Origin of the sequence: Propionibacterium sp. oral taxon 192 str. F0372 (genome assembly GCF_000413315.1) — a bacterium.
Lineage (GTDB): Bacteria > Actinomycetota > Actinomycetes > Propionibacteriales > Propionibacteriaceae > Brooklawnia.
In genome coordinates this window covers 392,044-417,226 of the sequence record NZ_KE340297.1, presented here as the reverse complement: position 1 = coordinate 417,226, position 25,183 = coordinate 392,044, and the positions used below count along the sequence as shown (strand labels likewise).

Below are 25,183 nucleotides of genomic sequence, written 5' to 3'. Positions count from 1 at the left end.
GTTGAGTCCTGAATGGCGTGCCCCCGCCGCAACTGGCTATTAGAGTCTGGGTGGGTGGCCGACCCAGGTGGGGCCACCGACAATCGACTAGGAGAACAGATGAGCAAGATTCGCGTCGCCATCGTCGGCGTCGGCAACTGTGCATCGTCGTTGGTCCAAGGTGTGACCCATTACGCGGATGCTGACCCCTCGGACAGGGTGGGCGGCTTGATGCACGTCCAGTTCGGGGACTACCACGTCTCGGACATCGAATTCGTGGCGGCCTTCGACATTGATGCCGCGAAGGTGGGGCTCGACCTGTCGGAGGCGATCGGTGCATCGGAGAACAACACCATCAAGATCGCCGACGTGGCCCCTGCCGGGGTGATCGTCCAACGCGGCGAAACCCTTGATGGTTTCGGTAAATACTACCGTGAGACGGTTACTGAATCCGCTGAGCCCCCGGTGGACGTTGTGGCAGCCCTCAAGGCGGCCGAAGTGGATGTCGTCGTCTCCTACCTACCGGTCGGCTCTGAGGAAGCGGACAAATTTTATGCCCAGTGCGCCATCGACGCCGGATGCGCATTCGTCAACTGCCTTCCGGTGTTCATCGCATCGGATCCGCAGTGGGCGCAGAAATTCACCGACGCAGGACTGCCGATCGTTGGCGACGACATCAAGTCGCAGATCGGCGCCACCATCACCCACCGGGTGCTGGCCCGCCTGTTCGAGGAACGCGGCATCACCATTGATCACACCTACCAGCTCAATGTTGGTGGCAACATGGACTTCAAGAACATGCTGGAACGCGAGCGCCTGGTGTCCAAGAAGATCTCCAAGACCCAGGCGGTCACCTCGAACGTTGAGAAGCAGTTCGAGGACAGAGACATCCACGTCGGTCCTTCCGACTACGTGGGGTGGCTCGACGACCGCAAGTTCGCTTTCGTACGTTTGGAAGGCCGCAACTTTGGCGGGGCGCCGGTTTCCTTGGAGTACAAGCTGGAGGTCTGGGATTCCCCGAACTCCGCAGGCGTGGTGATCGATGCCATCCGAGCCGCCAAGATCGGTCTGGACCGCGGTATTGGGGGCCCGCTGCTGTCCCCGTCATCGTTCTTCATGAAGTCCCCGCCCGAGCAGCGTCCGGACGAGTACGCCATGGATTCGACCGAGGCGTTCATCAACGGTGAGGTGGAGCGCTGAGTATGGGATGGGTGCGTGGGTCCCGAGCGGGATCCCACGCACCCATCCCATATGCGCGTCGATGCGAAGGCTGTGGCGATCAGGCTCTGTCACCAAGGCCACTACGTCATCGACGTCCAGCACTCGGCGCACAACCAGTAGGTGAGCCTGGCATTGGTTGTGGGTGCGTGTCGAATACCTTCGATGGCTAGAGCGTCTCGGTAATCATCGGTTGCGATGATCTACCGGAAGTTCCAGCGTGAGTGTGGTTGACCCGGCCCCGGGATGCACATGTACTGGAAAAGACGGGGAATCTGCCTCAACCAGGATTCCTGAATACTGAATTGGGCCATGTGAGTGGAGTCGTGATGGACACGTCGCAACTTGTTTCGAATCAAAGATCCTACTTCTCTCGCGGAGACACCTTGAACGTTGACTTCCGCAGGCAGCAGCTGGAGCAGTTGTACTCCGTCGTGGACAGACGCTCTGATGACATTGCTGTTGCCCTCAGGAAGGATCTCGGAAAGGGGACCTTTGAGGCCTACTCGACGGAGATCGGGTTTTCCTTGCGAAGTATTCGCAAGGCTGCTCGTAGTGTTGCTCGATGGAGCAGGCCCAGGCGCGTTGGGCAGTCACTTTTCGTTTTTCCTTCTGTGAACAGGATCTATCGGGAACCCTACGGTGTCACTTTGGTGATTGGCCCGTTCAACTATCCCTTCCAGCTGGTTATCGAGCCGCTCATTGGGGCGATCGCGGGAGGAAATACGTGCGTCGTCAAGCCTTCTGAGCAAGCGCCGCACACCGCATCTGTCCTCTCCCAGTTGCTGAGCGAGACTTTTCCTTCGGAGTATGTCGTCGCTGTGGAGGGTGGGAAGGAGGTGACAGCTGACCTGCTGGAGAACCAATTCGACTACATCTTTTTCACCGGCAGTGCCCGGGTCGGGAAGGTGATTGCCGAGGCCGCAGGGCGTAACCTGACTCCTTTGACGCTCGAGCTCGGTGGCAAGGCCCCAGCCATCGTTGATCGCACCGCAAATCTGCCCGCCGCTGCCCGCAAGATCGTCTGGGGGAAATTCTTGAACGCCGGCCAGAACTGCGGGGCACCGGACTACGTCCTGGTCGAGGACACGGTTCATGACGAGTTCGTTGAGCAACTGTGTCGAGCGACAACGCAGTTTTATGGCGAAGATCCCTCAAGCTGCCCCGATTACGGCCGCATCGCGACCTCGGTTCACTGGGATCGGCTTGATGATCTGCTGACGTCTGCAAGGAACAGGATCGTGCACGGGGGTGCGTCCAACAGGGATGAGCTGTATATCGCTCCGACCATCCTTGACCACGTGGAGTGGGGGGATCAGGTGATGGAAGGCGAAATCTTCGGTCCGATCCTGCCAGTCCTCCGCTACCGTCGATCCGAATTCCAGCGTGACGTGGTCGACGCCGTCAATGCGGGCGAGAAACCGTTGGCGCTGTACATCTTCGCCGCCGATCGTTCGCTGATTCGTCAGGTTCTTCGCCAGATCTCTTTTGGTGGAGGATGCATCAACGACACCATCATGCAGTTCTCGCACCCCGGTCTGCCGTTCGGTGGCGTGGGAAACTCCGGCATGGGGGCGTACCACGGGCGTCACAGCTTCGACACATTCACGCATGCGAAGTCGGTGTTGTCTCACCTGCCCGGACAAGAAATGCCATTGGTCTACCCACCCCAGGGCGATGGCTACAAGACACGCATCATCAGGCGACTGCTGAGGTGATCTTCTAGATAGTCGAGCCATGGCGGATGGTTTCATGTGGGGCTGGCCTGCATCCTGGTGACGGCCAAGGTCGCCGATCAATATACGTACGAAACGTAGCGTAGTATTATAGGTGGAGCCGATACGCTCTCTGGTGGGCAGACCCCGGGAGGTGACCTCATGTGCTGCCGCAACCTCGCCGAATCCCTCAGCACGACAGGGAGAAGTCCCTGATGGCACTATCTCTAGGCCGGACTCGTTGTTCATCCTGGCTGTGGTTGGCTGTGGTGTGTGGTGGGATCCACACGGGCTTCTCGGCCGCTTGGGCTCTGGGCAGTGATGCTCTCCTCGGCACGGTTGGAAGCATCGCCGACAAGGTGGCAAGTTTCGGGGTGGGGGGACGAATGGGGCTGCTTGGGGCGATAGCCGGTGCGAAACTGACGGTCGTTGTGCTGCTGGTGGCTGAGACGTGGGGAGTGCCGCGATCCCCGCGGCTTCGGGCTCTGATCCGGTTAGCCGATCTGGTGCTCGGTGGGGGTCTGCTGCTGTACGGCGCGGTGTCCATGACGGGCAGCGGTGTTGGTCTGTGGATGGAGTTGAATCAACCGGATCCTGATCCCGCAGCACTCGTCGTGCTGTGGGGTCACCTGGCCATCTGGGATCTGCTCTTCGCGTTGTGGGGATTGGGTACGGTCATGCACGCCATGCGATGTCAACGAACTGACGGCGGCCGCCGGGACATCTCGGTGTACGACAGAACCAATTCGCCGCTGCAAGAGGGTCCGCATGAGCCTCCGGACGACAACAACCCAGCGTCGTCCATCAGTTTGACAAGTGCACCAACAATGGAGAGGAATCAAGATGAATGCTGACAATGCTGGCACCATGCAAGCCGTTCGATTCGATGATTATGGTTCCACCTGCGTCTTGGAGGTCAGGAATGTCCCGATCCCATCGTGTGGTCCCAGCCAAGTACGGGTGGCGGTTGCCTATGCGGGGATCAATCCAGGGGAGATAATCATCCGGGAGGGGCATCCAATGGCGCGCAAGATGTTTCCTGCGCGATTCCCGGATGAGGGCCAAGGCAGTGACTTCACCGGCGTGGTCACCGAACTGGGGCAGAGCGTGACCCAGTGGTCCGTCGGGCAGCTGGTCATCGGGATGAGCGACGAGCGCAGCTCCCAGGCGGAGTTCGTCACCATTGATGAGTCACGCCTGGTGGCTTTGCCGGAGGGGCTGGATCCGAAGGTAGCTGGTTGTCTGTACGTCTCTGGCACGACAGCCTACGCGATCGTGAATGCGGTCGGCGTATCCGAGAAGGATACTGTGGTTATATCCGCAGCCGCGGGAGGCGTAGGGATCCTCGCCTCACAGCTGGCACGACGGGCTGGTGCCCGGGTCATCGGCATCGCCAGCCCATCAAGCGCCGAGGTCTTGAGTGGGCTTGGTGTGGAGCCGTTGGCCTATGGCGACGATCTCGTTGAGCGGATCAGGGCTGTCGCCCCTGATGGAGTGGATGCGTTCCTCGACTGTTTCGGCAATGGGTACGTGGATGCCGCCGTCTCGTTGGGCGTGCCGCAGCACCGAATCAACACCATCATCGATTACGAGGCTGCTCAGCGTCACGGAACTCTGATGGTGGGTATGGCAGCCATCAAGGATCCAGCCGCAGTGGTCGCCAAACTGGCCGAGTTGATCGCCCGGCAAGAACTTATCTTTCCGATCCGTGCGGTCTACCCAATGACCGAGGTGCGAGCCGCCTATGACGATCTCGCCGGACGTCACGGTGTGGGCAAGATCGTCTTGGCAGTCAACCCCTGACACCAACCATCCTCGTCCTCACGAATTCCTCGATGATCGCGGGTGGGGCATGTGGTTCAGCCTGATCCCGCTCCCTGAGGCTGAGATCGTCGCGGCCCAAATCGGCCCACGTGAGGGCTGCGGTGGCGAAACCGGTGGTCGGCAGAGCACCGCTGTCTCACCGATATCATTGCTTTCCTACTGATCGTGACGTGCCGGGAAGTCTGTGAGTTGTGGTTTTCTCTGTTGGGTCATAACTCGAATTCTTCCTACTCGCGATATAGGGTTTTTCCGGAGATAGATATGGGCATTAAACAGGTGGATCGATGCGTAAGTGGTATAGCAATCTCCTCGGAATGTCGGGTAATTCTGGCGATGCCCGGTACATTATTTTTCGCTACTGTGTGGGGAGTGTTCGCTGCTTCGTGCGAGTACGAGGAGGTGATCTGCGAGGTCATGGCTGATCACATCAAGATCAGTTTCCCCCAACAGGTGCACCCGCGTGTACGGCACTCCGAGCAAGGTGGCGTGCAATTCGCTGAAGTCGATTCCCAGATCTGTGGTTCCGATGATCTGCTTGAGGACTTCTCGTGCGGGAGTTACCCACGTCGTGCGGATCCGCTCCGCAAGATCCGGATCGGTCGCTGCGTCGGCAAGTAGTCCCGGGAGGATGTCTCGTCCGGGGTAGGAGGCCACCAAGGTGACCGCGCGCCTTGCGAGGTTCAAGACATCGTCCTTGAGATTCTCGGCGGGCACGAGGGGATCTTCCTGGGTTATTCGGTGAATCATCAGGTCGAAGAGCATCTCAGTCTTGGAACGCCACCGCCGATAGATTGTCGTCTTCGCCACGCCGGAGGCATCCGACACGCGCTCTATCGTCACTCCGGCGTATCCGTGGTTGCGGAGTTGCTCATCAACGATCCTCGCCAAAAGGGCGTCGGTTCTCGCTTTGCGGGAATCGATGGCGCTTGAGGGAGTGTGGTGCTGGGTCATCGGCGTGCCTTGATAGTTATTGACGGTGGTACTCAACCAGGGGCATTGGTTCGGGAGATGTTACGTTGTATCAAACATGGGTTGTGAGCTGACTTTCTTCCGGTGATCAATTTAGCAGTCAGTTCTAGAGCGGGCAATGCATTCGAGCCCCCTAGATTGTGGTGATATTTTTCGTGGTTCGTGGCTTCGAGGAGATCACCCTGTTCATGAGTATCGCTTTGCGGGCGGTGTTTGCTCCCTATGCCACTTACGCCGCCCAGATCCTGCCCTGGTTCATCTGTTCGGCTTCGCTATTCCTATGCTGGGCCCATGACTGTGCGCCTCGGACCAACCGGGATCCAGCTGTTCTCCGCCTTCATCTGGGCTGGGATTGGGTTGACGATCGGCATCGGATTGGTGGTGGCGGCGTGGGTTGGCGGAGGGATCGCATCGGTCCAGGTGCTGGGTGCGTTGATCATCGCGTTGTCGGTGATCTCTGCGGTCTTGGAGTGGCGGGTGCTGCCTGGGGTGCGCATCGACTTCGCCGAGGGTGAGGTAACGGTCACTCCCGTTGCGGGTGATCCGGTGACAATCGCTCAGCATTCCCTGCAAGCGCTGCGCGTCGAGACCCTTGAGCCGGTCCGTACCCGGGGACGCATCCGGGCGACGGTGGACGGGCGACGCCCGGGGGAGTGGGTGTTCTTCGACGAAAGCCCCGAGCCTGCGCTGCCGAAAGCGTTCCGGGTCGGGCTTTCGCTGTCCTCGCTGGAGGCCTTGAAGGCGGCCTGCCAGGCCCATGGCATCGTCGTGAAATCAGGGTTCTGACCGGGAATAATGAGCGGTCTCGTAGAGTTGAGTGAGGTAGACTCAACTCCGAAGGTTGAGCCGGTGGTACTCAAGATACCGGGAGACCTTCGGACTCAATCGCGGAGGTAATCTATGGACAACGAGAAGTTGACCACCATGAGCCGCGACGCGGTGTCCACCGCGTTACGGCTCGCACTCACCAACGGGAACCCCAGTGCCGAGCCCGCACACCTGCTGCACGCGCTGTTGATGGTCCCCGACAACTCCGTCGCGCCACTGCTCGCCAAGATCGGGGTGGATGCGAACCAGATCGACGCCCAGGCACAGGCTGCCATCAAATCCCTGCCTTCTAGCTCGGGTTCCTCCGTCGCCCAGCCAACCCTGTCCGGCGCATTCGCCCGGGTGATGGCCGACGCGCAGACCCGGGCCGAGCAACTCGGTGACCAGTACGTTGCCACCGAGCACCTGCTTATCTCTTTGGCCACGGTTGCCTCGGCAGCCGCCGACATCCTCACCAAGGCTGGTGCCACTCCCGACAAGCTCTCCGAAGTCTTCAACGAGGCCCGTGGCACCAAACGCGTGACCAATGCCGAATCCGAGGGCGGGGAATCCGCCTTGGACAAGTACTCTGTTGACCTCACCGAACGTGCTCGCGAGGGCAAACTCGATCCGGTCATCGGGCGCGACCAGGAAATCCGGCGTGTTGTGCAGGTGCTGAGCCGCCGCACTAAGAACAACCCGGTACTCATCGGCGAACCTGGCGTCGGCAAGACCGCCGTCGTGGAAGGGCTTGCCCAGCGCGTCGTCGCCGGCGATGTGCCCGATTCCTTGCACAACCGCCGGGTGGTCTCCCTGGACCTGGCCTCAATGGTGGCCGGAGCCAAGTACCGCGGTGAATTCGAGGAACGACTCAAGGCCGTGCTCAACGAGATTAAGGAAGCCGAGGGGCAGATCGTCACCTTCATTGACGAATTGCACACCGTGGTGGGGGCCGGTGCATCCGAGGGCGCGATGGATGCCTCGAATATGCTCAAGCCGATGCTCGCCCGCGGTGAGCTGCGGCTCATCGGCGCCACCACCCTCGACGAATACCGGGAACGCATCGAAAAAGATCCTGCACTGGAAAGGCGTTTCCAGCAGGTCTACGTCGGTGAGCCCGGGGTCGATGACACCGTCGCCATCCTGCGTGGCATCCGGGAACGCTACGAGGCTCATCACAAGGTACGCATCACGGATTCCGCTCTGGTTGCCGCGGCTACCCTGTCGAACCGCTACATCACCAACCGGCAGCTTCCCGACAAGGCGATCGACCTGATCGACGAGGCCGCCTCGCGGCTGCGCATGGAGATCGACTCCTCCCCCGAGGAAATCGACGCGCTGCGGCGCCAAGTCGACCGGCTGACCATGGAACAGTTTGCCCTGGGTGCCGAGCAGGATGCGGGCTCCAAGGTACGTCTCGACCATCTCAACGCGGAACTTGCCGATGCCAAAGAGCAGTTGCGTTCCCTCGAAGCTCAGTGGGAGGCGGAGAAGGGTGGCCTGAACCGGGTAGGCGAGCTCAAGGAACAGATCGACGCCCTGCGCACCGATGCCGAGCGCTACCAGCGCGAGGGGAATCTGGAGAAATCGGCCCAGATCCTGTACGGGGAGATTCCTGCCCTGGAGAAGGAGATGGAGCATGCTCAGGAAACCGTTGGTGAGAAGAAGTCGATGGTTTCCGAGGAGGTCACCAGCACCGATGTCGCCGAGGTCATCTCGGCCTGGACGGGTATTCCCGTCGGCAAGATGTTGGAGGGGGAATCCACCAAGCTGCTGGAGATGGAATCGCGGCTGGGGACCCGGCTCATCGGCCAGTCCAAGGCCGTCAAGGCCGTCGCTGATGCGGTGCGTCGCGCCCGAGCAGGGATTGCTGACCCGAACCGTCCGACCGGGTCCTTCCTATTCCTCGGACCCACTGGCGTCGGCAAGACCGAGCTGGCCAAGGCACTGGCTGAGTTCCTCTTCGACGATGAGACCGCCATGGTGCGCATCGACATGTCCGAGTACATGGAAAAGCACTCGGTCTCCCGGCTCGTGGGAGCTCCTCCCGGGTATATCGGCTATGAGGAGGGTGGACAGCTGACCGAAGCGGTGCGCCGTCGTCCTTACTCGGTGGTGCTGCTCGACGAGGTGGAGAAGGCCCATCCCGACGTCTTCAACATCTTGCTCCAGGTGCTTGACGACGGCCGCCTGACTGACGGCCAGGGCCGCACGGTCGATTTCCGCAACGTGATCCTCATCATGACCTCGAACCTCGGCTCGAATTTCTTGTCCGACGCGAACCTGGATGCCCAGGCCAAGCGCAATGCCGTGATGGATGTGGTACGCAAGTCGTTCCGCCCCGAGTTCCTCAATCGGCTCGACGAGATCGTGATGTTCGATGCGCTGAGCCGGGAGGATCTCGCCAAGATCGTGGAAATCAATCTGCAGCGGATCAACAGGCGGCTTGGTGACCGGCGTATCCGCGTCGATGTCAGCTCCCGCGGGCTGGAGTGGCTGGCCGATCGTGGCTACGACCCGGTCTACGGGGCGCGCCCGCTGCGTCGCCTGCTGCAGTCCACCGTCGAGGACCAGCTTGCCCGCAGGTTGCTCGCAGGCCAGGTGACCGATGATCAGACGGTACTGTTCGACGTTACCGACGCCGGGGAACTGGAGATCGCCAGCATCTCGTGAACATGCCTGTGCCAGTACACGAGGTGAACGGGTCCCTGCCGCAGAAGGAAGCGGTGGGGACCCATTGGCATGTGGACGATCATCGCCCGCTTCCTATCCGGCCTGCCCCATTGCCTGATCGGCCGGTTGTCTCGGATACCAACCTGCGACGTGCCGCTACGATGCGACCATGACCGGCGACATGCAGATCATCCGCTCGGGGACTGGCTGGGTCGTGGTCATGGACGGGGTGGCACATTCTTGGGTTGACCCGGATGATCCGACCCGCCTGGAGTTCGGCTACATGCTGCGAATGGCCGACTACCTCAACACCATTGCCCCGCCCAGGCAACGAATGCGGGTGATCCACGTCGGGGGAGCGGCCATGACCATGGCTCGCTATGTCGCGGCCAAACGCCCGACTTCCCCACAGATCGTGCTGGAGCCCAACGCTGAGCTCACCCGGCTTGTCCGGGCCGAGTTGCCATTGGCCCAGCGATCCGGGATCAAGGTACGTCCCATCGACGGGCGAACCGGCATCTCCCGGATGCCTGATGACTATGCCAAAGTCATCATCGTCGATGCCTTCGCCGATGCCACTGTGCCCGCCGACCTGGTCAGTCGGGAGTTTCTCGCCGATGTGGACAGGGTGCTCACCGGCGACGGGCTGGTGCTGTTCAACGCGATCGATATCGCCCCGCTTGACTGGACCAAACGCCTGCTGGCCACCTTTGCCACCCGCTACGCCCACCTCACCCTCACCGCAGAATCGGCTACCCTCAAAGGGCGTCGCCATGGGAACCTGCTCATCGCAGCTTCCCATAACCCGTTACCGTTGGATGTCGTCATCCGCCGGGCCGCCGGATCGTTCTTCCCCCACCGGGTGGTTCACTCGGATGCTCTTGATGCCTTCATCGGAGGGGCCGAACCTTTCTGCGATGCTGATGCCGTCGGCTCCCCGCAGGTGGAACGCGGGCTGATGCATTTCGAATGAGCTGCCTCATGCATGACGATGGATTGCATGCCTGAGCGGTCGATCCAGCCTGAGTGACAGTTTCCCTATCTCGTGACGGTATGAACTGCAATAGGCAACGTCGCACGTCCCCGGCAGATTCCTTCTAACATCAGGGGCATGAGCCGAACCACGGGGCCCCGTACGCGAGGACTGCGTACCGCCTGGATCATTCTCGGGGTCATCGTGCTGGCCTTGGCCTGCTGGGTCGCTTGGCTGTACGTCGGCACCACTCGGGTCGCCGAACGGGAAGCTGCCCGGATGCGCGACGATTTCCGCAACAGTTGTCCGGCGGGGGAGCAGTCATCGGTGGTTGGCCTGCTCGATCTGGGGCAAGGAACCCAGTGGCCCATCGTGGCAGGAGTCGGCGACGACGACATCACCCATGCCGTCGGCTGGTACCCGGGCACCGCTGCCCCTGGTAAGCCAGGGAACACCGCGCTCACCGCCCATCTAGCCACCCATGGGGCGCCTTTCGCTCACCTCACCGACCTCAATGTGGGGAACAAGGTGACGATCATCACCTGCAATGCCGAACTCACCTATGAGATTGTTGTTGCGCCCAGGGACCTCACTGTCGCCGAGACCGACGACTGGGTCCTCGACGCAGTCCCCGGTTCTCCGGGCGAGATGCCGACCGCATCCATGCTCACCCTCATCACATCCCAAGACTTGGTGCCCAGCGCCGACCGCTCGGTGGGATTTGCGAAACTCTTGTCCTGAGAAGTACCCGCACCCCGGCGGACCAACGGCTGCCCCTAGACTTGGGCGCATGACGACCCGCCAGCAGCTGAACGACCTGATCAACGAGCTCGCCATCGTGCGCGGCAAGGTCACCCTCGCCTCCGGGCGGGAGGCCGACTACTACGTCGACATGCGTCGGGTGACCTTGGATGGCAAGGCGGCGCCGATGGTCGGCGAGATCATGCGTGAACTCGTTGCCGACTGGGATTTCGACGCAGTCGGCGGGCTGACAATGGGGGCCGATCCGGTGGCCGCCGCGATGCTGCACTCGGCAGCCGCGGAGGGCAAGGAATTCGATTGCTTCGTGGTGCGCAAGGAGGCCAAGGCCCACGGCCTGCACAAGCGCATCGAAGGACCCTCTATCAAAGGTCGCAAGGTGCTCGTCGTTGAGGACACTTCCACCACCGGTGGTTCTGCACTGCAGGCAGTCGCTGCGGTGCGTGATGAGGGCGCCGAGGTGGTCGGCGTCGCGGTGATCGTCGACCGCAACACTGGGGCAGCCGAGACCGTCGAGGCCGAAGGGCTGCCCTACCGCTATGCCTACGGCATTGATGACCTCGACGTGTGATCATTGCGTCGATGATTTTCTTCGTCGTGCTGTTAACCGGGGTGGTGCCGTGATGTCGGACGACACAGATCCCACGAATACCGATGTCGGAGTTGGCCCGCACTCGCTGCCTTGGCCCGACGACCCGCGCCTCGACCCGGAGTTGCTTGCGGTAGGAGACCGTCGCAATGTCGTCGACCGCTACCGGTACTGGCGGATGAGCGAGATCATCGCCGATCTCGATGCGCGACGAGAGCGGTGGCGCCCGGCCCGGCTGCAGGTGGCCATCCAGAACTGGCAGCACGACTTCAATATCGGCTCCATGGTGCGTACCGCCAATGCCTTCAATGTGGAGATGGTGCACATCGTCGGCAACCGGCGATGGAACCGGCGTGGGGCGATGGTCACTGACCGCTATCTGCACGTTGAGCACCGGCCGACCGTTGCCGAACTTGCCGAATACTGCCGCCGAGAACAGTTGACGCTGGTCGGGGTGGACAACTTGCCCGGATCGGTGCCCTTAGAAACCACCGCCCTGCCTGCCAAATGCTGTCTGGTTTTTGGCTCGGAAGGTCCCGGACTCACCGAGGAGATGGTTGACGCCTGCGCGCTGCTGGTGGGGATCACCCAGTACGGATCGACCCGCTCGATCAATGCAGGGGCGGCCGCTGCGATCGCTTTCTATCAGTGGGGTCTCACTCATCTGGGTGGACGTTGACCAGCACAAATACCTCTGTGACTCGATTTACCGAAAGGTTCATCCGATCTGTCAATCGGGGATGACCCCTATGCATGTGAGAATGACCCTGTCGGGAACGACATGCCGCCCCCAGTGAAATGGGTGCCCGGGGTCTGCGAATGGTTGGCTGCGGGGCCTGGCCGGGAGGTGGGTCGCCAGCGCAGAGCTCGAGCGGCTCACCCTCGGTGATATGGATAGGAAACGACTCCCCCCGCTTCGAGGTGACTACACTCGTGGGGTGACTGATTTCGCAGGCCGCATCGACGCGCTAACCATCGACGATCTCCGAGCCGCAGGATCACTCAAGTGGACCGCCTATCCCGGTGCCATCGGCGCGTGGGTTGCGGAGATGGATTTCGGAATGGCCGAACCGATCTTTGATGCGATCAACGCCGAAGTTGGGGCGCTGCGTACCGGATACGCACCGATGGACCGTCGCGCAGAACTCAGGGCAGCCACCGCGGAGCACCTGCTTGCCCGGCAGGATTGGCAGGTGGACCGGGACAACATTCACTGGTTGCCGGATGTTCTCACCGGATTGGTCGTTACCATGACCTTCTGGAGCGAACCTGGCTCCAAAATCATTGTGCCCACCCCCTGCTACATGCCTTTCATGGATATGCCACGCACCTTTGGCCACGAGTTGGTGCAACTCCCGATGCTGGGTGGGCAGGATTCCTGGGAGTTCGACTTCGACGGACTCGACCGGGTGTTCGCTGCCGGTGCGCGGTTGCTGGTGCTGTGTAATCCGCACAACCCGATCGGCAAAGTATACACCCGCGAGGAGCTGGAGCGGATCTGCGAGATCGTCGACCGGCATGACGGGCTGGTCTTTTCCGACGAGATCCACGCACCGCTGGTCTTCCCGGGCGCACAACACATCTCCTACGCATCTCTCAACGACGTGACTGCCCATCACACCGTCACCGCCTTGGCGGCGTCGAAAGCCTACAACCTTGCTGGCCTGAAATGCGCCCAATTGGTGCTGACAAACCCCGGACACAACGCCTTTTATAGCTCTCAGGGGCACGGGATCCCCTTTGAATCCACCCCGGTCGGGATGGCTGCCACCATCGCGGCCTGGCGCAGTGGTCAACCCTGGCTCGATGAGGTGATCGACTACCTTTTTGCCAATCGACAGCTAGTGGCCGAGCGGATCGCGGCAATCGGGGGGATGCACATGATCGTCCCCGACGCAACCTATTTGGCCCTCATCGACTGCCGGGGGCTGGGGCTGGAGGATCCGCGTGCTCACTTCCTGGACCACGGGGTGGCCCTCACTGACGGCATCGAATGCGGTGACGCAGCCCGCGGCTTTGTTCGGTTGAATTTCGCGATGCCTCGTCCGGTACTGGCGGAGGCGCTGGACCGAATGGAGAATTCGCTGCGCTGAGCGTGAGTGGTCGCGAGGAATACTGCGTTCGGGTGCTGGAGCGGGCGAGGCGATCATGAATGCCGTCTGGCGAACGTTTTCCTGAATGATCGGTGAGGCCGCACTGCTCCGGAATCCCCTCAATGCAAAAGGGCCAGCATCTTTGGGGTGATCATCTCTAGTGAATCAACCACCAGATCGCAGCGGGCCAGGAGTTCGCCGGAGGGAGGATTGAAACGCGGGAGTACCTCAACGACTTTCATTCCTGCGGCAAGGGCCGATGTTACGCCGTTTGCGGAATCCTCGATAACCACGCATCCGGCAGGATCAACCTCCAATAACTCGGCGACGCGCAGGTAGCCATCGGGCGCGGGCTTGCCAGCGGCTACCAGCTCGGTGGATACGATCGCGCCCAGCAACTCGATCCAGCCCGTCTCCGAAGCCACCGATTCAATGAGGGCCTGCGGTGAGGAGGAACAAATCCCGGTCTTCCACCGTCCGGCGGCCATCCGGACCGCAGCGTCGGCTCCCGGCAGTAGGGGAACCCCGGCACGATATTTGGCTAGCATCCCGGCGATGGTGTGCTCGGCGACCTGCTCGGGGGTGCCGCTCACCCCGACGACGGTGGTCATATAGGCCGACCATTCCCGGGTGGACATACCCATCATCGCGTCGGTGGCGCCGATTGGCCAAGCGATGCCCTCCTCTGCGGCCAGCCCGCGACGCAGTTCATCCCACCACTCCTCGGAATCGGTGAGAGTACCGTCCATGTCGAAGATCACAGCACGCAGGGTCATAGCGCCATTGTCGCTGATTATCACGGTTGGTGGGTGCCCGTTGTCACGGAAGAGCAGGAAGGGGCTGGCCTTACTCACGGGTGGAACCGGAGGGAACCGGTCTGCCAGTGAGCGGTCGGTGCGGCTGGCCGGTTATGCTTCCCGGGCTGGTGGCCGAGCGCACCATTGGCGGAACCTGCGACAATTGGTGGCAGGTAAAACCAGGAGGTCCAGATGTGGTAACTGCCCAACGTGCTGATCTCGCCACACCGCCCGGCCAGTACCGGTACCCAAGACGGTGGGATCATGGAACTGTTCATCGTTTCCCTCAAGAAATTCCTGGGTGGTGAGCAGCCGAACGATGCCGTCAATATCGAACTCTTCTACTGAACAGGATCTCGACGAGATGCCCCAGCCCATGGCCACAGTCCCCGCCGAGGAGCTCCCGGTACCACCGGCCCCGACGGGAATGCTCGTCTCCTACTCCCCGGTGGCTACGGCCAAACGTGCGGGCAGGCTGCGTGCCAAGCTGTTGCCCAATTGGTTGCGGGTTGCTGCGTCGGTGATCATCTCGACGGGATGGTATCTGTGGCAGCGCCCCACCCCGAAGGATGTCCTGTTCTGGTTGTTGGTCATCTCGATCCTGGCGTCGGTGGCGCGCGTGGTGACGAATATCGTCATGCTGCGCCGGGCCCGGATTGCCACCAGCCGCATCATGCTGGGTCCCGCATTCAAGATCGAACCTGACGCCGTCGTACTCGGGATGGCTCCCGCCCCTGAGCGCATCGCTTGGGAACGAATCACCTCAATAGCCGGGGTGGACAAATTCTTCAGCCCTGGCCCGCGTATCGAGTTTCGCTGGGACCAGGGTAAATGGTCAGTTCCGGTCATCGAACTCGACGCTGCCCCCTCGACCGTGGATTCGGCCATTCGTGCCTACTCGCGTGGCAGGTTCAGCTTCGATCTGTCGAAGGTTGCCGGTTTGTGGTGAGTGTCTCCGGCCCGTGGTGACGCCCGGGTTCTGGGAAGCGGTTGCCCGTAGCGAAAGCCGCGGGTTTCGTATGGATGCCGTCATCTTGCGCAGTCGGTTCGCCCCACCCCTGCCATTGTGGGCCAAGGTTTGACACAATGATGGTGATGGTCACCAACTGGTGGCCGTGCCGTGGCGGTACGCCGCACACCGAAAACGAAGGAAGTGCACATGCCCATCGCAAGTCCCGAGGTCTACCAGGAGATGTTCGCCAAGGCCAAGGCGAACAAATTCGCCTACCCGGCCATCAATGTCACCTCGTCGCAGACCGTGATCGCCGCTATCCGGGGGTTTGCTGAGGCAGGCTCCGACGGCATCATCCAAGTGTCCACCGGTGGCGCCGAATATGCTTCCGGCTCAACCGTGAAGGACATGGTCGCCGGTGCCGTCGCCTTGGCCGAGTTCGCCCGCGTCGTCGCGAAGAACTACCCGATTAACATCGGCCTGCACACCGATCACTGCCAGAAGGAGAAACTGGACACCTATGTCAACCCGCTGATCGCCCTCTCCCAGGAGCGTGTCGACCGGGGTGAGGATCCGCTGTTCAACTCACACATGTGGGATGGTTCGGCCGTTGCGGTGGAGGAGAACCTGCAGATCGCCGAAGAACTGCTGTCGCGCACCTCGAAGGCCAAGCAGATCCTCGAGATCGAGGTAGGTGCGGTCGGCGGCGAGGAGGACGGCGTCGTCGGGGAGATCAATGAAAAGCTGTATTCCACCGTCGCCGACGGCATCCGCACCCTTGAGGTGCTGGGCCTGGGCGAGAAAGGAAAGTACATCACCGCCCTCACCTTCGGCAATGTCCATGGGGTCTACAAGCCGGGCAATGTGAAGCTGCGCCCGGAGATCCTGCGCGATATCCAGGAGCAGTGTGGCAAGAAATTTGGTGTCGAATCGCCCTTCGATCTCGTATTCCACGGTGGTTCAGGTTCGACTGCCCAGGAAATTGCCGATGCGGTGAGCTTCGGTGTGATCAAGATGAATGTCGACACCGACACCCAGTACGCCTTCACCCGTCCCGTCGTGGACCACATGCTCCGCAACTATGACGGAGTGCTGAAAATCGACGGCGAGGTCGGCAACAAGAAGCTCTATGACCCACGTTCGTGGGGCAAGTCGGCAGAAGCCGGCATGGCTGCTCGTGTTGTCGAGGCATGCCAGCAGCTGGGCTCGGCCGGAACTCATTCCAACTGATTTCTTTGAAAAAGCGCGCACCGGGTGCCTGCTGATGGCACCCGGTGCGCTTAACTGTTGGGCTTGAGGCGGCCTCAGGCCAGGGTCGGGTTGGCGGTGATGACCCGGGTGACCTCCTCCTGGTTCGGGGCATAGGCTCCGATGCGGCTCACGGTGAGCCCCGAGGTGACCACGGCGCGGTGCAGGGCTGTGCGTACATTCTCCCAGTGGGCTCGGCGCAGATTCTGCTTGGCCTGGGGAGAACCCACCAGCCCGGCGTCGAGCAGGCCCGACAACAACCCGGCCATGAAGGAGTCACCGGCACCCACGGTGTCGCCCACCTCGACATTGAGCGGGTCAATCACCAGAGCGTCGCGGTCACCGGCCAGCTTGGCGTAAGCGCCCCACGGTCCGCGGGTCGCGATTACTAACCCGGGGCCCAGGGCCAGCCAGCGCCGGACCACGTCTTCCACCGGGGTCTGTTCCCCGTACAGCCACGCGATGTCCTCATCGGAGGCCTTGACGACATCGGACAGGGCAACGATCTCCTCGATTCGTGCGAGCACCGCATCGGGGGAGCCCATCAGCGCCGGGCGCACATTCGGGTCATAGGAGACCGTCCCGGTAATGGCCATCTTCTTGACCGCCGCGAGCACCCCTTCTGCCCCGGGGGCCAAGGTGGCGGCGAAGGACCCGGTGTGCAGATGGGATAGAGAGGTTGGTTCCGGAAGCGGCGGAACCTTCCACTCCAAGTTGAACTCGTAGCTGGCCCGGCCCTGCTCGTCGATGGTCGCGTCGGCAGTCGCGGTGTGCGGGGCGCCATCGCTGCCGGTAACGAGCTTAACATCGGCGGCTTGGGCAAACTGCTCGATGGCTTGACCACGTTGGTCCTTGCCCCACCACGAAGCCAGTTGCACTTGGTGGCCCAGGGCCGCCATCCCGGCCGCTACGTTGAGCGGTGACCCGCCGACGTGTTCGGAGACCTGGCCGTCGCGGTGGATGATGTCGATCAATGCCTCGCCGAGGCACAACACGGGAGAGTAGTTCTGCATCTCATACTCCTAGAGCAGGGACGGGGTCACTCAAGACCCAGTTTGACGGACATCTCCTCAAGCGGCACACCTTTGGTCTCGGGCATCACCTTGAGCACCCAGACCAGCTGGCCCACCATGCACACCAAGAAGATCGTGAAGGCGAAACCACCACCCAGTGCACCGATCACCGGCGGGAAGGCGTAGGTGGTGATTGCGGCGAAGACCCAGTGGGTCAGCGAACCCAGCGACTGACCACGCCCGCGCACTTGGTTCGGGAAGATCTCCGAGATGAACACCCAGATGACCGAACCCTGGCCGAAGGCATGCGATGCGATGAAAGCCATCAGACCGATGAGCACAAGCACCGAGGAGGTGGAGCTGAAATGACCCTCGAAAGAGAACATCACAACGGTGATGAATCCCAGTGACAACAGGTAGCCGATCGAACCGACGATCATCAGGCGGCGACGTCCGAAGCGGTCGATGACGGTCAGCGCCGCCATGGTGGCGATGAGGTTCATCAGACCAACCCCGACACTCATCAGGTAGGAGGTGTTCGCGGCCGCACCGGCGTCCTGCATGACCTTCGGTGCGTAGTAGAGGATCGCGTTGACCCCCGAAAGCTGATTGAAAGCTGCGATGGCGATGGCCATCAAGATGACCTTCAGGTAGCGCCGGGTGAAGAAAGGAGTGCGTGCTGCGCTGATGGCCTGGGCTTCGGCGATCTGTGCCCGGATTTCGTCGAGCTGGGCCATCGATTCCTCTTCGGTGTTGCACAGGCGGCGGGAGATCGACGTGGCGAGGTCCACCTTGCCGTTGGCCAACAGCCAGCGCGGGGTCTCCGGAGTGGTCATCAGCATGAGCAGGAAGATGACGGCAGGCACCGCCATCACCCCCAGCATCCACCGCCAGGCGACGTCCTCGGGGGCAATCAGCCGGATGATGTAGTTGCTGAGGTAGGCGACGAGGATGCCCAACACGATGTTGAACTGCACCAACCCGACTAGTCGGCCACGTTGCGCCGGGGGAGCGATCTCGGCGGTGTAGATCGGCGCGACGACCGATGACATGCCGACGCCGATACCGCCCAGGAAGCGGAAGATAATGAACATTGTGTGGGATGCGGCCAGGCCAGTGCCCAGCGCGCCCAGGATGTAGAGCACACCGATGATATAGAGCAGTCTCTTACGACCGTAGCGGTCGGCCAGTTGGCCGGAGAACAAGGCTCCGGCGATGGTACCGACGGTGGCGATGGCGACGATGAAGCCGAGCCCGGAATCGTCCAGGCTGAAGACTTCTTGCAGGGAACTGGTGGTTCCCGAGATGACAGCCGTGTCGAAGCCGAAGATGAGGCCGCCGATCGATGCGACGACGGCGGAGCGGATGACCAGTCCATTGGCTCGGGACTGGGGGATTGCTGGAGCGTAACTGGACACCAAGTCCTCCAAGGAGCGAAGCAGTTGCCAAAATCTTTGACAACGTTGTCTATGAGATGACTGTAAATCGGACATGTCACGGATGCAATAGGTTTCCGTGAATCTTTTCTATCGGGCATGCTTGTTGCTATGAGCATCTCGGACAGACCCACCATGACCGACGTGGCAGCCCGTGCCAAGGTGAGCCTCAAGACGGTCTCCAGGGTCGTCAACGGCGAGCCCGGAGTGGCTGCCGCGACCATCGAGACTGTGGAGAAGGCCGTTGCTGAGCTCGGTTATCGGGCAGATCTCCAGGCGCGCGGGCTGAGGCGCGGGGATCGTCGGTCGCAGTCTGTCGGGCTCATCGTGAGTGCCATCGCCAATCCCTTCGACGCAGAGATTCACGGGGCTGTCGAGGCCTTCGCGGGAGAACGCGACATCGTTGTCCTCGGACTGAGCTCTGGCGGGGATCCCGACATTGAACTACGCCGCGCGACGAGCCTTTTCGAACGGCAGATCGACGGTCTCATCATCTCCTGTGCCGGGCCGGACCAACAACCGCTGATTGATCTGGCCGAGAAACGCCCCGTGGTCTTCATTGACCGGGAACCCTCTGTCCCGCTGGGTGATGCGGTGGTCACCGACAACCAGATGGGAGCGGTACGGGCGACCAGGCACCTGGTGACGGCCGGGCACCGGCGAATCGCCCTGCTGGCCGACGACCAGCGCATCCAGACCGCCAGGCTTCGCTGTGAAGGCTTCCTGGCTGCCATGGACGAATTCGGGATAGGTCCCGATGCGGAGTTGATCAGGTGTGATCTTCTTAACGAGGAGATGGCCCATGCCGCCACCCATGAACTACTCAGTTCCCCGAACCCGCCGACCGCCATCTTCGCGGCCCAGAATGCACTGACCATCGGGGCACTGCGTGCCATCCACCAGCTGGGGCTGGAGGGCCGCGTCGGACTGGTCTCCTTCGACGACATCCCGCACGGTGACATGTTCCCGGTCGGGCTGACCGCCATCACCCAAGATCCGACGCGTATCGGGCAGGTCGCCATCGAACGCCTCCTGGGACGAATTGATGGTTCCATCACCACCCCACCCGAGCGCATCGTGGTGCCCACCGGTTTCGTGGTGCGTGGATCGGGGGAGATCCCGCCGCCGAACGGCGAATGACCCAGAGAATCAGTGGGATGACCGGGTGATTCCTGCTCGGTGTCTTTGGTTGATCGTGGAGGATATTGTCTGACGGCATTGCCGATCCCATTGTTGCCCTGCGATTGGCCAGCCGGTAGGGAAGCGGTTTTGTCGCATGCGCTACCGCCGTTTGTTGCGCCGGGGACCGGCCCGGGTCAGTCGAGTTGACGCCGGGCAGCTCCCTTGTCGGCGCTCTGGGCCAAGAGCCCGAAGACCTTCAGGGCGTTGGACACCGGTCGCTCACGATTCGCGGGTTTCCAGCCCGCGGCGTCGCGTTCGATACGTCGGCGTTCCAGTTCCTCGTCGGAAACCTCGGCATTGATCGAGCGTTCCGGGATGTTGATCGAGATGATGTCTCCGTCGTTGACCAGACCGATAGCCCCACCTGAAGCCGCCTCGGGGGAGATATGGCCCAGCGATAACCCTGATGAGCCGCCGGAGAACCGGCCGTCGGTGATCAGCGCGCATGTGGGGCCAAGACCCACGCCCTTGAGATAGGAGGTCGGATAGAGCATTTCCTGCATTCCTGGTCCGCCCCTGGGGCCCTCATAGCGGACTACCACCACGTCGCCCGCCTTGATACGGCCGCTGAGGATCGCATCGACGGCCTCCTCCTGGGATTCGGTCACCACGGCCGGGCCGGAGAAGACCCATTGCTCCTCGGGAACCCCGGCGGATTTCACCACACAGCCGTCAACGGCGATGTTTCCCTTGAGGATGGCCAGGCCACCGTCAGCGGTGTAGGCATTCGACACGCTGCGGATGCATCCGGCGGCCTCGTCGAGATCCAAACAGGGCCACCGATTGGTGGTGGAGAACATCTCAGTGGTGCGCACCCCGCCCGGAGCGGCCAGGAAGAGCCGTTTAGCCTGGTCAATCGCTTTGCCGCCGCGTACATCCCAGTCGTCGAGGAAGGATTGCAGATCGTCGTGGTGGATCGAGTGAACATTGTTGGTCAGCAGTCCGGCGCGGTTGAGCTCGCCCATGATCGCAGGGATGCCACCGGCGCGGTGCACGTTCTCGATGAAATAATCTTTGGAGTTCGGGGCCACTTTGCAGATGCACGGAACCCGGCGGGAGATCTCGTCGATGTCGTCTTGGGTGAAATCCACCCGAGCCTCCTGGGCTGCAGCAAGCAGGTGCAGGATCGTGTTCGTTGACCCACCCATCGCCACGTCCATGGTCATCGCATTGGTGAAGGCCGCCTTGGTGGCGATCTCCAGTGGCAACACGGAGCTGTCATCGGCGTCGTACCAGCGATGACATAGTTCGACGATTCGGTGTCCGGCCTCGATGAACAGCTCTTTGCGGAAGGCATGGGTGGCCAAGGTGGTGCCGTTGCCCGGCAGCGACAGCCCCAGGGCCTCGGTGAGGCAGTTCATCGAATTGGCGGTGAACATTCCCGAGCAGGAGCCACAGGTGGGACAGGCATTAGCCGTCACCCGCTCCAATTCGGCGTCAGAGATTGAGTCATCAACCGCCAGGGTCATCGGATCGATCAGATCAAGGCGCTTGGATTCGCTGCCGTCATCCATCTGGATTGGGCGACCAGATTCCATCGGGCCGCCGGAGACGAAGACCGTCGGGATGTTGAGGCGCAGTGCGGCCAGCAACATTCCCGGGGTGATCTTGTCGCAATTGGAGATGCACACCAATGCATCCGCCTTGTGGCCGTTGACAACGTATTCCACCGAATCGGCGATGATCTCCCGGGAGGGCAGGGAGTAAAGCATCCCGTCATGGCCCATGGCGATGCCGTCGTCGATGGCGATGGCGTTGAATTCCCGGGCGACCCCACCTGCCTCACGCACCGCATCGGCGACGATCCGCCCGACATCGCGCAGGCCGACATGACCGGGTACGAATTCGGAGAAGGAGTTTGCGATGGCAATGATCGGCTTCCCGAAATCCGAGGCCTGTAAACCAGTGGCGAGCCACAGAGCGCGGGCTCCGGCCATGTTGCGACCGTCGGTGGTGGTGCGGGAACGCAGTGTTGGCATGTGAGGTCCTTCCGAGTCCTGGTACACAGTAGTTGGGTGTTTTTCCCAGACCGGAATCGTGTTGCGGGGTGGACATTGGTGACGGGCCGGTGAACCTGCTACCCCTGCGGTCCGGTCATCCCAACCTTGACCGCATTGAGGCGTTCGAATAGCGCGGCATCGACGGATCAGGCCACCCTGGTGCCTTTGGCCAAAGTACGAGCGGGGGTACGCAGACATCGGCTGGCCAGCACCAGGCAGCCTGCTCCGCCGAGGCAGATGAAGGCCAGACTGAACGGCCAGAAGGCGTTGTGGTGGTGCAAAGTACCTCTGGAACGCGTGTCCTCGTAATGTTCTTCGGTATACGTCATGCAGGAGTACTCGACCCGTGAAGGAACAGGATCACGCATGCCGTTGATGCCTCCCCCGATGATGTCCAGCAGCGCTGGGCCGGTGGAGGAGTCGGAGTCTACAGTGGTGCGCAATGAAATGTCACCGAGCATCACGAACGGGTTGGCAGCGACGATCCACCAGATCCGGTCACCATGGACCACATCGTAGGTATAAATTTCCGGCTCTTGCTTGCACACCTTGTGATGTTCGGTGGAATTGTCGTAGTCAATCTCGTATCTGACAATTGTCTGCTTACCCTTGGCGACCAAGGTCGCGAGTGCGGTCATCAGCGGCGTTCCGACAACCAGCGTCGTGACCACCAGATAGGTGAGCACCGTGGAGGCCGCGGGGCGGGCCGTGGCAGCAGAGAAACCCAGCCCGACAGCGCATACCGCCCCCAAGGTAGCGACCATGACGAGCATGTGCAGAAGCAGCGTCGCCGCGCTCATCTGCCCGGCAGCGGTGAAAAAGGCTAGGAAGGGCAAGGCGATGGTGAGGAAGGCGAGTGCTGCGGTCCAGGACGCCACGAATTTTCCGAAAACGATCTCGCTGGCTCGCAAGGTTGTTGCCTGCAGCAATGCCAAGGTGGCGTCCGCCCGGTCGCTGTTGATTGAGGTGGCCGACAGTGTCGGCGCGATGACCAGGCCAATCCCCAGAACGAAGCAGAGGGTCAGTTCATACAGCAGGGGCGCGGATTCGGTGGGGTCGATGTTGCCGAGGGTGGCCAGGCCCTGTATTCCGGCGCACAGCAGGAACAAGACAACTGCCCAGATCCCCAGCATGACCTTCCATCGCGTCGATCGCACGCGCTGCCGCAGTTCGAGCACCGTCACGGTGCGGACCGCTCGCCAGTTCATCGTCGTTCCACCTCCATCATTAGATAGGTCTCCTCCAACAAGCCCATCGCAGGGGTGAAAGACACCACCTCCACGCCAGCTTCGATGGCGCCGCGCAACAGGGATGCGGCCTGGGTGTCGTCGTCGGCACGCAGCACGACGGTGCCGTCTTGGGCGGGCTGTCCACCGATTTGTGGGTCGGTGGCCCAGGTTGCGAGGGCCACCGGGTCGAGGGCGCGCATCGACCACTGGCGTTGCACGTGGCCGGTGAGTCTGGAGACCGGACCATCACCGCTGTTCACCGGCACCTCTGGTGGGTGGACTGCCTTGCCGTGGGCCATGAACACCGCGCCGTCGATCATCTGCTCGAGTTCGGACAGGATATGGCTCGATATCAGGATGGTTACTCCTTCGGAGGCGAGATCCTTCAGCAGTACCCGCAGATCGGCGCGGGAACGCGGATCCATTCCCGCGGCGGGCTCGTCGAGAAGAAGCACCTTCGGCTGGTGCAGCAGCGCCCGTGCCAGGCCCAGCCGTTGCTTCTGGCCGCGGGACAGCACCCGGGCAGGAGCATGGGTCATCTCCGAGAGGTGAACGGTGGAGAGCATCTCATTGCACCGTCGGCGTCCCGCTGCCCGGTCCAGGCCCTGGGCATCAGCGAAGGTCTCCAGAATCTCCAAACAGGTCAGTGAATCCCAGGTGCCGAAGGCATCCGGCATCCACCCGACCGTGCGGTGCACCTCCCTGGGCTGGGCGACCGGATCGAGATCGGCGATGCGGATCTCCCCGGAATCCGGGCACAACAACCCAGCAAGCATGAGAAGCAGGGTCGACTTCCCGGCACCGTTGGGGCCCACCAGACCGGTGACCGTACCGGCTGGGACCGTTGCCGACATGCCCGCCACGGCGAGGACGTGCCCGAAGCTCCGGAAGACGTCGTTGATCTCGATGCTCATGGAATAACCGTAGGTACCTATCGAGAAAGTGGGTGCCGAACTACGGCAGGTGTTTTCCCTGACTTCGTCCGGCAGCCAGGTACGTGCACGTCCGGCCCGGTGAACACGATCTTGCGTGAGGTCGATGCCTGGTCAGCGTGGGTAACTGGTTTCGACAAAGATGGTGTCAGCTGCCTTCTCGGCCTCAGCGATCGCATCCGGGTCGGATGTGACGGCGGTGAAGGTCAGCTCGTAGTAGTAGCCAGAGCTGCCCAGGGCCGCGACTGTCAGAGTAGAGGTGGGCTCGCCGTCGAGCAGTTCCGGGTCCCCCTTCGGGTCGCTCCACCGCCACTCCGCGGCCTGCTTGGCGCCTGGTACCGGGATGCTGCGACTAGAAAAGTCGTTGCCGATGCGCTGCCTGGCCCTGGCACCCATCTCCTCCATGGAGGACGCGTTCCCGGGCAGACCGGGGCCGAACCATGTGGCATCCACGAACCATTCATCCTTGTCAGAAGGTGTGAATCGTACCATCCAGCCGCCGGATCGTTGTTGTGGGGTGGTGTTGGTCGTCGTTACGGGCAGGGTGACCCCGACCCCGGAGAAACCGAAGATCGTAGCGTTCGCCCCTTGGGTGGTGCGGCTCACCTCCAGCTGACTGGCTTCGGTCACCGAGACAGCGGGGGCGGCAGAGGAGGGTGCCGCCGAATCAATCGCTGAAAAACTCGCCGACGCCTGCTCGGGTAGCGGCGCACTCGTACTGTCGGCCCCACACGCGGCGCTGGTGAACACCAGGGTGGGGACGACAGTCATCAACACTGCGCGTCCTGCATTCAC

General features: G+C 61.8%; 23 protein-coding genes. 15 read left to right on the top strand and 8 right to left on the bottom strand.

The features are described 5' to 3' along the window. Positions 1 to 99: 99 nt before the first annotated feature. The 4 genes from HMPREF1531_RS01975 (at position 100) to HMPREF1531_RS01960 (ending at position 4,715) form a co-directional block, all read left to right on the top strand. Positions 100 to 1,179 (top strand): inositol-3-phosphate synthase, encoded by a 1,080-nt coding sequence (locus HMPREF1531_RS01975; protein ID WP_016668215.1) that lies wholly within the window; start codon positions 100 to 102, stop codon positions 1,177 to 1,179. A 347-nt stretch (positions 1,180 to 1,526) separates the two neighbouring features. Then, positions 1,527 to 2,915, top strand: a complete 1,389-nt coding sequence (locus tag HMPREF1531_RS01970; RefSeq protein WP_016668214.1) for an aldehyde dehydrogenase family protein — start codon at positions 1,527 to 1,529, stop codon at positions 2,913 to 2,915. A 212-nt stretch (positions 2,916 to 3,127) separates the two neighbouring features. Next, the gene (locus tag HMPREF1531_RS01965) at positions 3,128 to 3,766 is read left to right on the top strand and encodes a DUF3995 domain-containing protein (protein ID WP_016668213.1); all 639 of its coding nucleotides are present in this window, start codon (positions 3,128 to 3,130) and stop codon (positions 3,764 to 3,766) included. Beyond that, the gene (locus tag HMPREF1531_RS01960) at positions 3,756 to 4,715 is read left to right on the top strand and encodes an NADP-dependent oxidoreductase (RefSeq protein ID WP_016668212.1); all 960 of its coding nucleotides are present in this window, start codon (positions 3,756 to 3,758) and stop codon (positions 4,713 to 4,715) included. The genes HMPREF1531_RS01965 and HMPREF1531_RS01960 overlap by 11 nt, the downstream gene beginning before the upstream one ends. Before the next feature lie 366 nt (positions 4,716 to 5,081). On the opposite strand, the gene HMPREF1531_RS01955 is transcribed toward HMPREF1531_RS01960, so the two are convergent. Continuing rightward, positions 5,082 to 5,687: a TetR/AcrR family transcriptional regulator gene (locus tag HMPREF1531_RS01955; protein WP_016668211.1), complete on the bottom strand. Its 606-nt coding sequence runs from the start codon at positions 5,685 to 5,687 to the stop codon at positions 5,082 to 5,084. Positions 5,688 to 5,996: 309 nt separating this feature from the next. Here HMPREF1531_RS01955 and HMPREF1531_RS01950 point away from each other — a divergent pair, with 309 nt between their 5' ends. The 7 genes from HMPREF1531_RS01950 (at position 5,997) to HMPREF1531_RS01920 (ending at position 13,599) form a co-directional block, all read left to right on the top strand. Continuing rightward, a complete protein-coding gene (locus HMPREF1531_RS01950) occupies positions 5,997 to 6,491 on the top strand; it encodes a hypothetical protein (RefSeq protein ID WP_016668210.1) in 495 nt (164 codons plus the stop codon). Positions 6,492 to 6,605: 114 nt separating this feature from the next. Continuing rightward, positions 6,606 to 9,185, top strand: coding sequence for an ATP-dependent chaperone ClpB (gene clpB, locus HMPREF1531_RS01945; RefSeq protein ID WP_016668209.1), 2,580 nt, complete (start codon positions 6,606 to 6,608; stop codon positions 9,183 to 9,185). A 169-nt stretch (positions 9,186 to 9,354) separates the two neighbouring features. Then, positions 9,355 to 10,158 carry a spermidine synthase gene (locus tag HMPREF1531_RS01940; RefSeq protein WP_016668208.1) on the top strand — a complete coding sequence of 268 codons (804 nt, stop codon included), beginning with the start codon at positions 9,355 to 9,357 and terminating at the stop codon, positions 10,156 to 10,158. 138 nt (positions 10,159 to 10,296) lie between these two features. Then, on the top strand, positions 10,297 to 10,899 hold the full coding sequence (locus tag HMPREF1531_RS01935) for a sortase domain-containing protein (protein ID WP_016668207.1): 603 nt from the start codon (positions 10,297 to 10,299) through the stop codon (positions 10,897 to 10,899). 49 nt (positions 10,900 to 10,948) lie between these two features. Further along, entirely contained in the window at positions 10,949 to 11,488 is a 540-nt protein-coding gene (gene pyrE / locus HMPREF1531_RS01930) for an orotate phosphoribosyltransferase (protein WP_016668206.1), read from the top strand. A gap of 52 nt (positions 11,489 to 11,540) precedes the next feature. Continuing rightward, complete coding sequence (locus tag HMPREF1531_RS01925; protein ID WP_016668205.1) at positions 11,541 to 12,185, top strand: TrmH family RNA methyltransferase; 645 nt, start codon at positions 11,541 to 11,543, stop codon at positions 12,183 to 12,185. Positions 12,186 to 12,444: 259 nt separating this feature from the next. Further along, positions 12,445 to 13,599, top strand: coding sequence for a MalY/PatB family protein (locus tag HMPREF1531_RS01920; RefSeq protein ID WP_198010965.1), 1,155 nt, complete (start codon positions 12,445 to 12,447; stop codon positions 13,597 to 13,599). A 119-nt stretch (positions 13,600 to 13,718) separates the two neighbouring features. Here HMPREF1531_RS01920 and HMPREF1531_RS01915 read toward each other — a convergent pair whose 3' ends face one another. Further along, positions 13,719 to 14,453, bottom strand: a complete 735-nt coding sequence (locus HMPREF1531_RS01915) for an HAD family hydrolase (RefSeq protein WP_016668203.1) — start codon at positions 14,451 to 14,453, stop codon at positions 13,719 to 13,721. A gap of 153 nt (positions 14,454 to 14,606) precedes the next feature. On the opposite strand from HMPREF1531_RS01915, the gene HMPREF1531_RS13485 reads away from it, so the two are divergent. From HMPREF1531_RS13485 to fbaA, 3 genes are all read left to right on the top strand, one after another. Beyond that, positions 14,607 to 14,744 carry a hypothetical protein gene (locus HMPREF1531_RS13485; protein WP_156860134.1) on the top strand — a complete coding sequence of 46 codons (138 nt, stop codon included), beginning with the start codon at positions 14,607 to 14,609 and terminating at the stop codon, positions 14,742 to 14,744. Positions 14,745 to 14,760: 16 nt separating this feature from the next. Beyond that, on the top strand, positions 14,761 to 15,345 hold the full coding sequence (locus HMPREF1531_RS01910) for a hypothetical protein (RefSeq protein WP_016668201.1): 585 nt from the start codon (positions 14,761 to 14,763) through the stop codon (positions 15,343 to 15,345). 210 nt (positions 15,346 to 15,555) lie between these two features. Next, positions 15,556 to 16,578 carry a class II fructose-bisphosphate aldolase gene (gene fbaA / locus HMPREF1531_RS01905; RefSeq protein WP_016668200.1) on the top strand — a complete coding sequence of 341 codons (1,023 nt, stop codon included), beginning with the start codon at positions 15,556 to 15,558 and terminating at the stop codon, positions 16,576 to 16,578. Positions 16,579 to 16,652: 74 nt separating this feature from the next. On the opposite strand, the gene HMPREF1531_RS01900 is transcribed toward fbaA, so the two are convergent. Both HMPREF1531_RS01900 and HMPREF1531_RS01895 read right to left on the bottom strand, forming a co-directional pair. After that, the gene (locus HMPREF1531_RS01900; protein ID WP_016668199.1) at positions 16,653 to 17,609 is read right to left on the bottom strand and encodes a carbohydrate kinase family protein; all 957 of its coding nucleotides are present in this window, start codon (positions 17,607 to 17,609) and stop codon (positions 16,653 to 16,655) included. A gap of 26 nt (positions 17,610 to 17,635) precedes the next feature. Continuing rightward, the gene (locus HMPREF1531_RS01895) at positions 17,636 to 19,027 is read right to left on the bottom strand and encodes a sugar porter family MFS transporter (RefSeq protein WP_016668198.1); all 1,392 of its coding nucleotides are present in this window, start codon (positions 19,025 to 19,027) and stop codon (positions 17,636 to 17,638) included. A 129-nt stretch (positions 19,028 to 19,156) separates the two neighbouring features. On the opposite strand from HMPREF1531_RS01895, the gene HMPREF1531_RS01890 reads away from it, so the two are divergent. After that, complete coding sequence (locus HMPREF1531_RS01890; protein ID WP_232210209.1) at positions 19,157 to 20,185, top strand: LacI family DNA-binding transcriptional regulator; 1,029 nt, start codon at positions 19,157 to 19,159, stop codon at positions 20,183 to 20,185. Between the two features lie 176 nt (positions 20,186 to 20,361). On the opposite strand, the gene ilvD is transcribed toward HMPREF1531_RS01890, so the two are convergent. From ilvD to HMPREF1531_RS01870, 4 genes are all read right to left on the bottom strand, one after another. Beyond that, positions 20,362 to 22,206, bottom strand: coding sequence for a dihydroxy-acid dehydratase (gene ilvD / locus HMPREF1531_RS01885; RefSeq protein WP_016668196.1), 1,845 nt, complete (start codon positions 22,204 to 22,206; stop codon positions 20,362 to 20,364). A gap of 167 nt (positions 22,207 to 22,373) precedes the next feature. After that, entirely contained in the window at positions 22,374 to 23,435 is a 1,062-nt protein-coding gene (locus HMPREF1531_RS01880; RefSeq protein ID WP_016668195.1) for an ABC transporter permease, read from the bottom strand. Next, complete coding sequence (locus HMPREF1531_RS01875) at positions 23,432 to 24,370, bottom strand: ABC transporter ATP-binding protein (RefSeq protein ID WP_016668194.1); 939 nt, start codon at positions 24,368 to 24,370, stop codon at positions 23,432 to 23,434. The genes HMPREF1531_RS01880 and HMPREF1531_RS01875 overlap by 4 nt, the downstream gene beginning before the upstream one ends. Positions 24,371 to 24,502: 132 nt before the next feature. Then, positions 24,503 to 25,183 (bottom strand): hypothetical protein, encoded by a 681-nt coding sequence (locus tag HMPREF1531_RS01870; RefSeq protein ID WP_156860133.1) that lies wholly within the window; start codon positions 25,181 to 25,183, stop codon positions 24,503 to 24,505.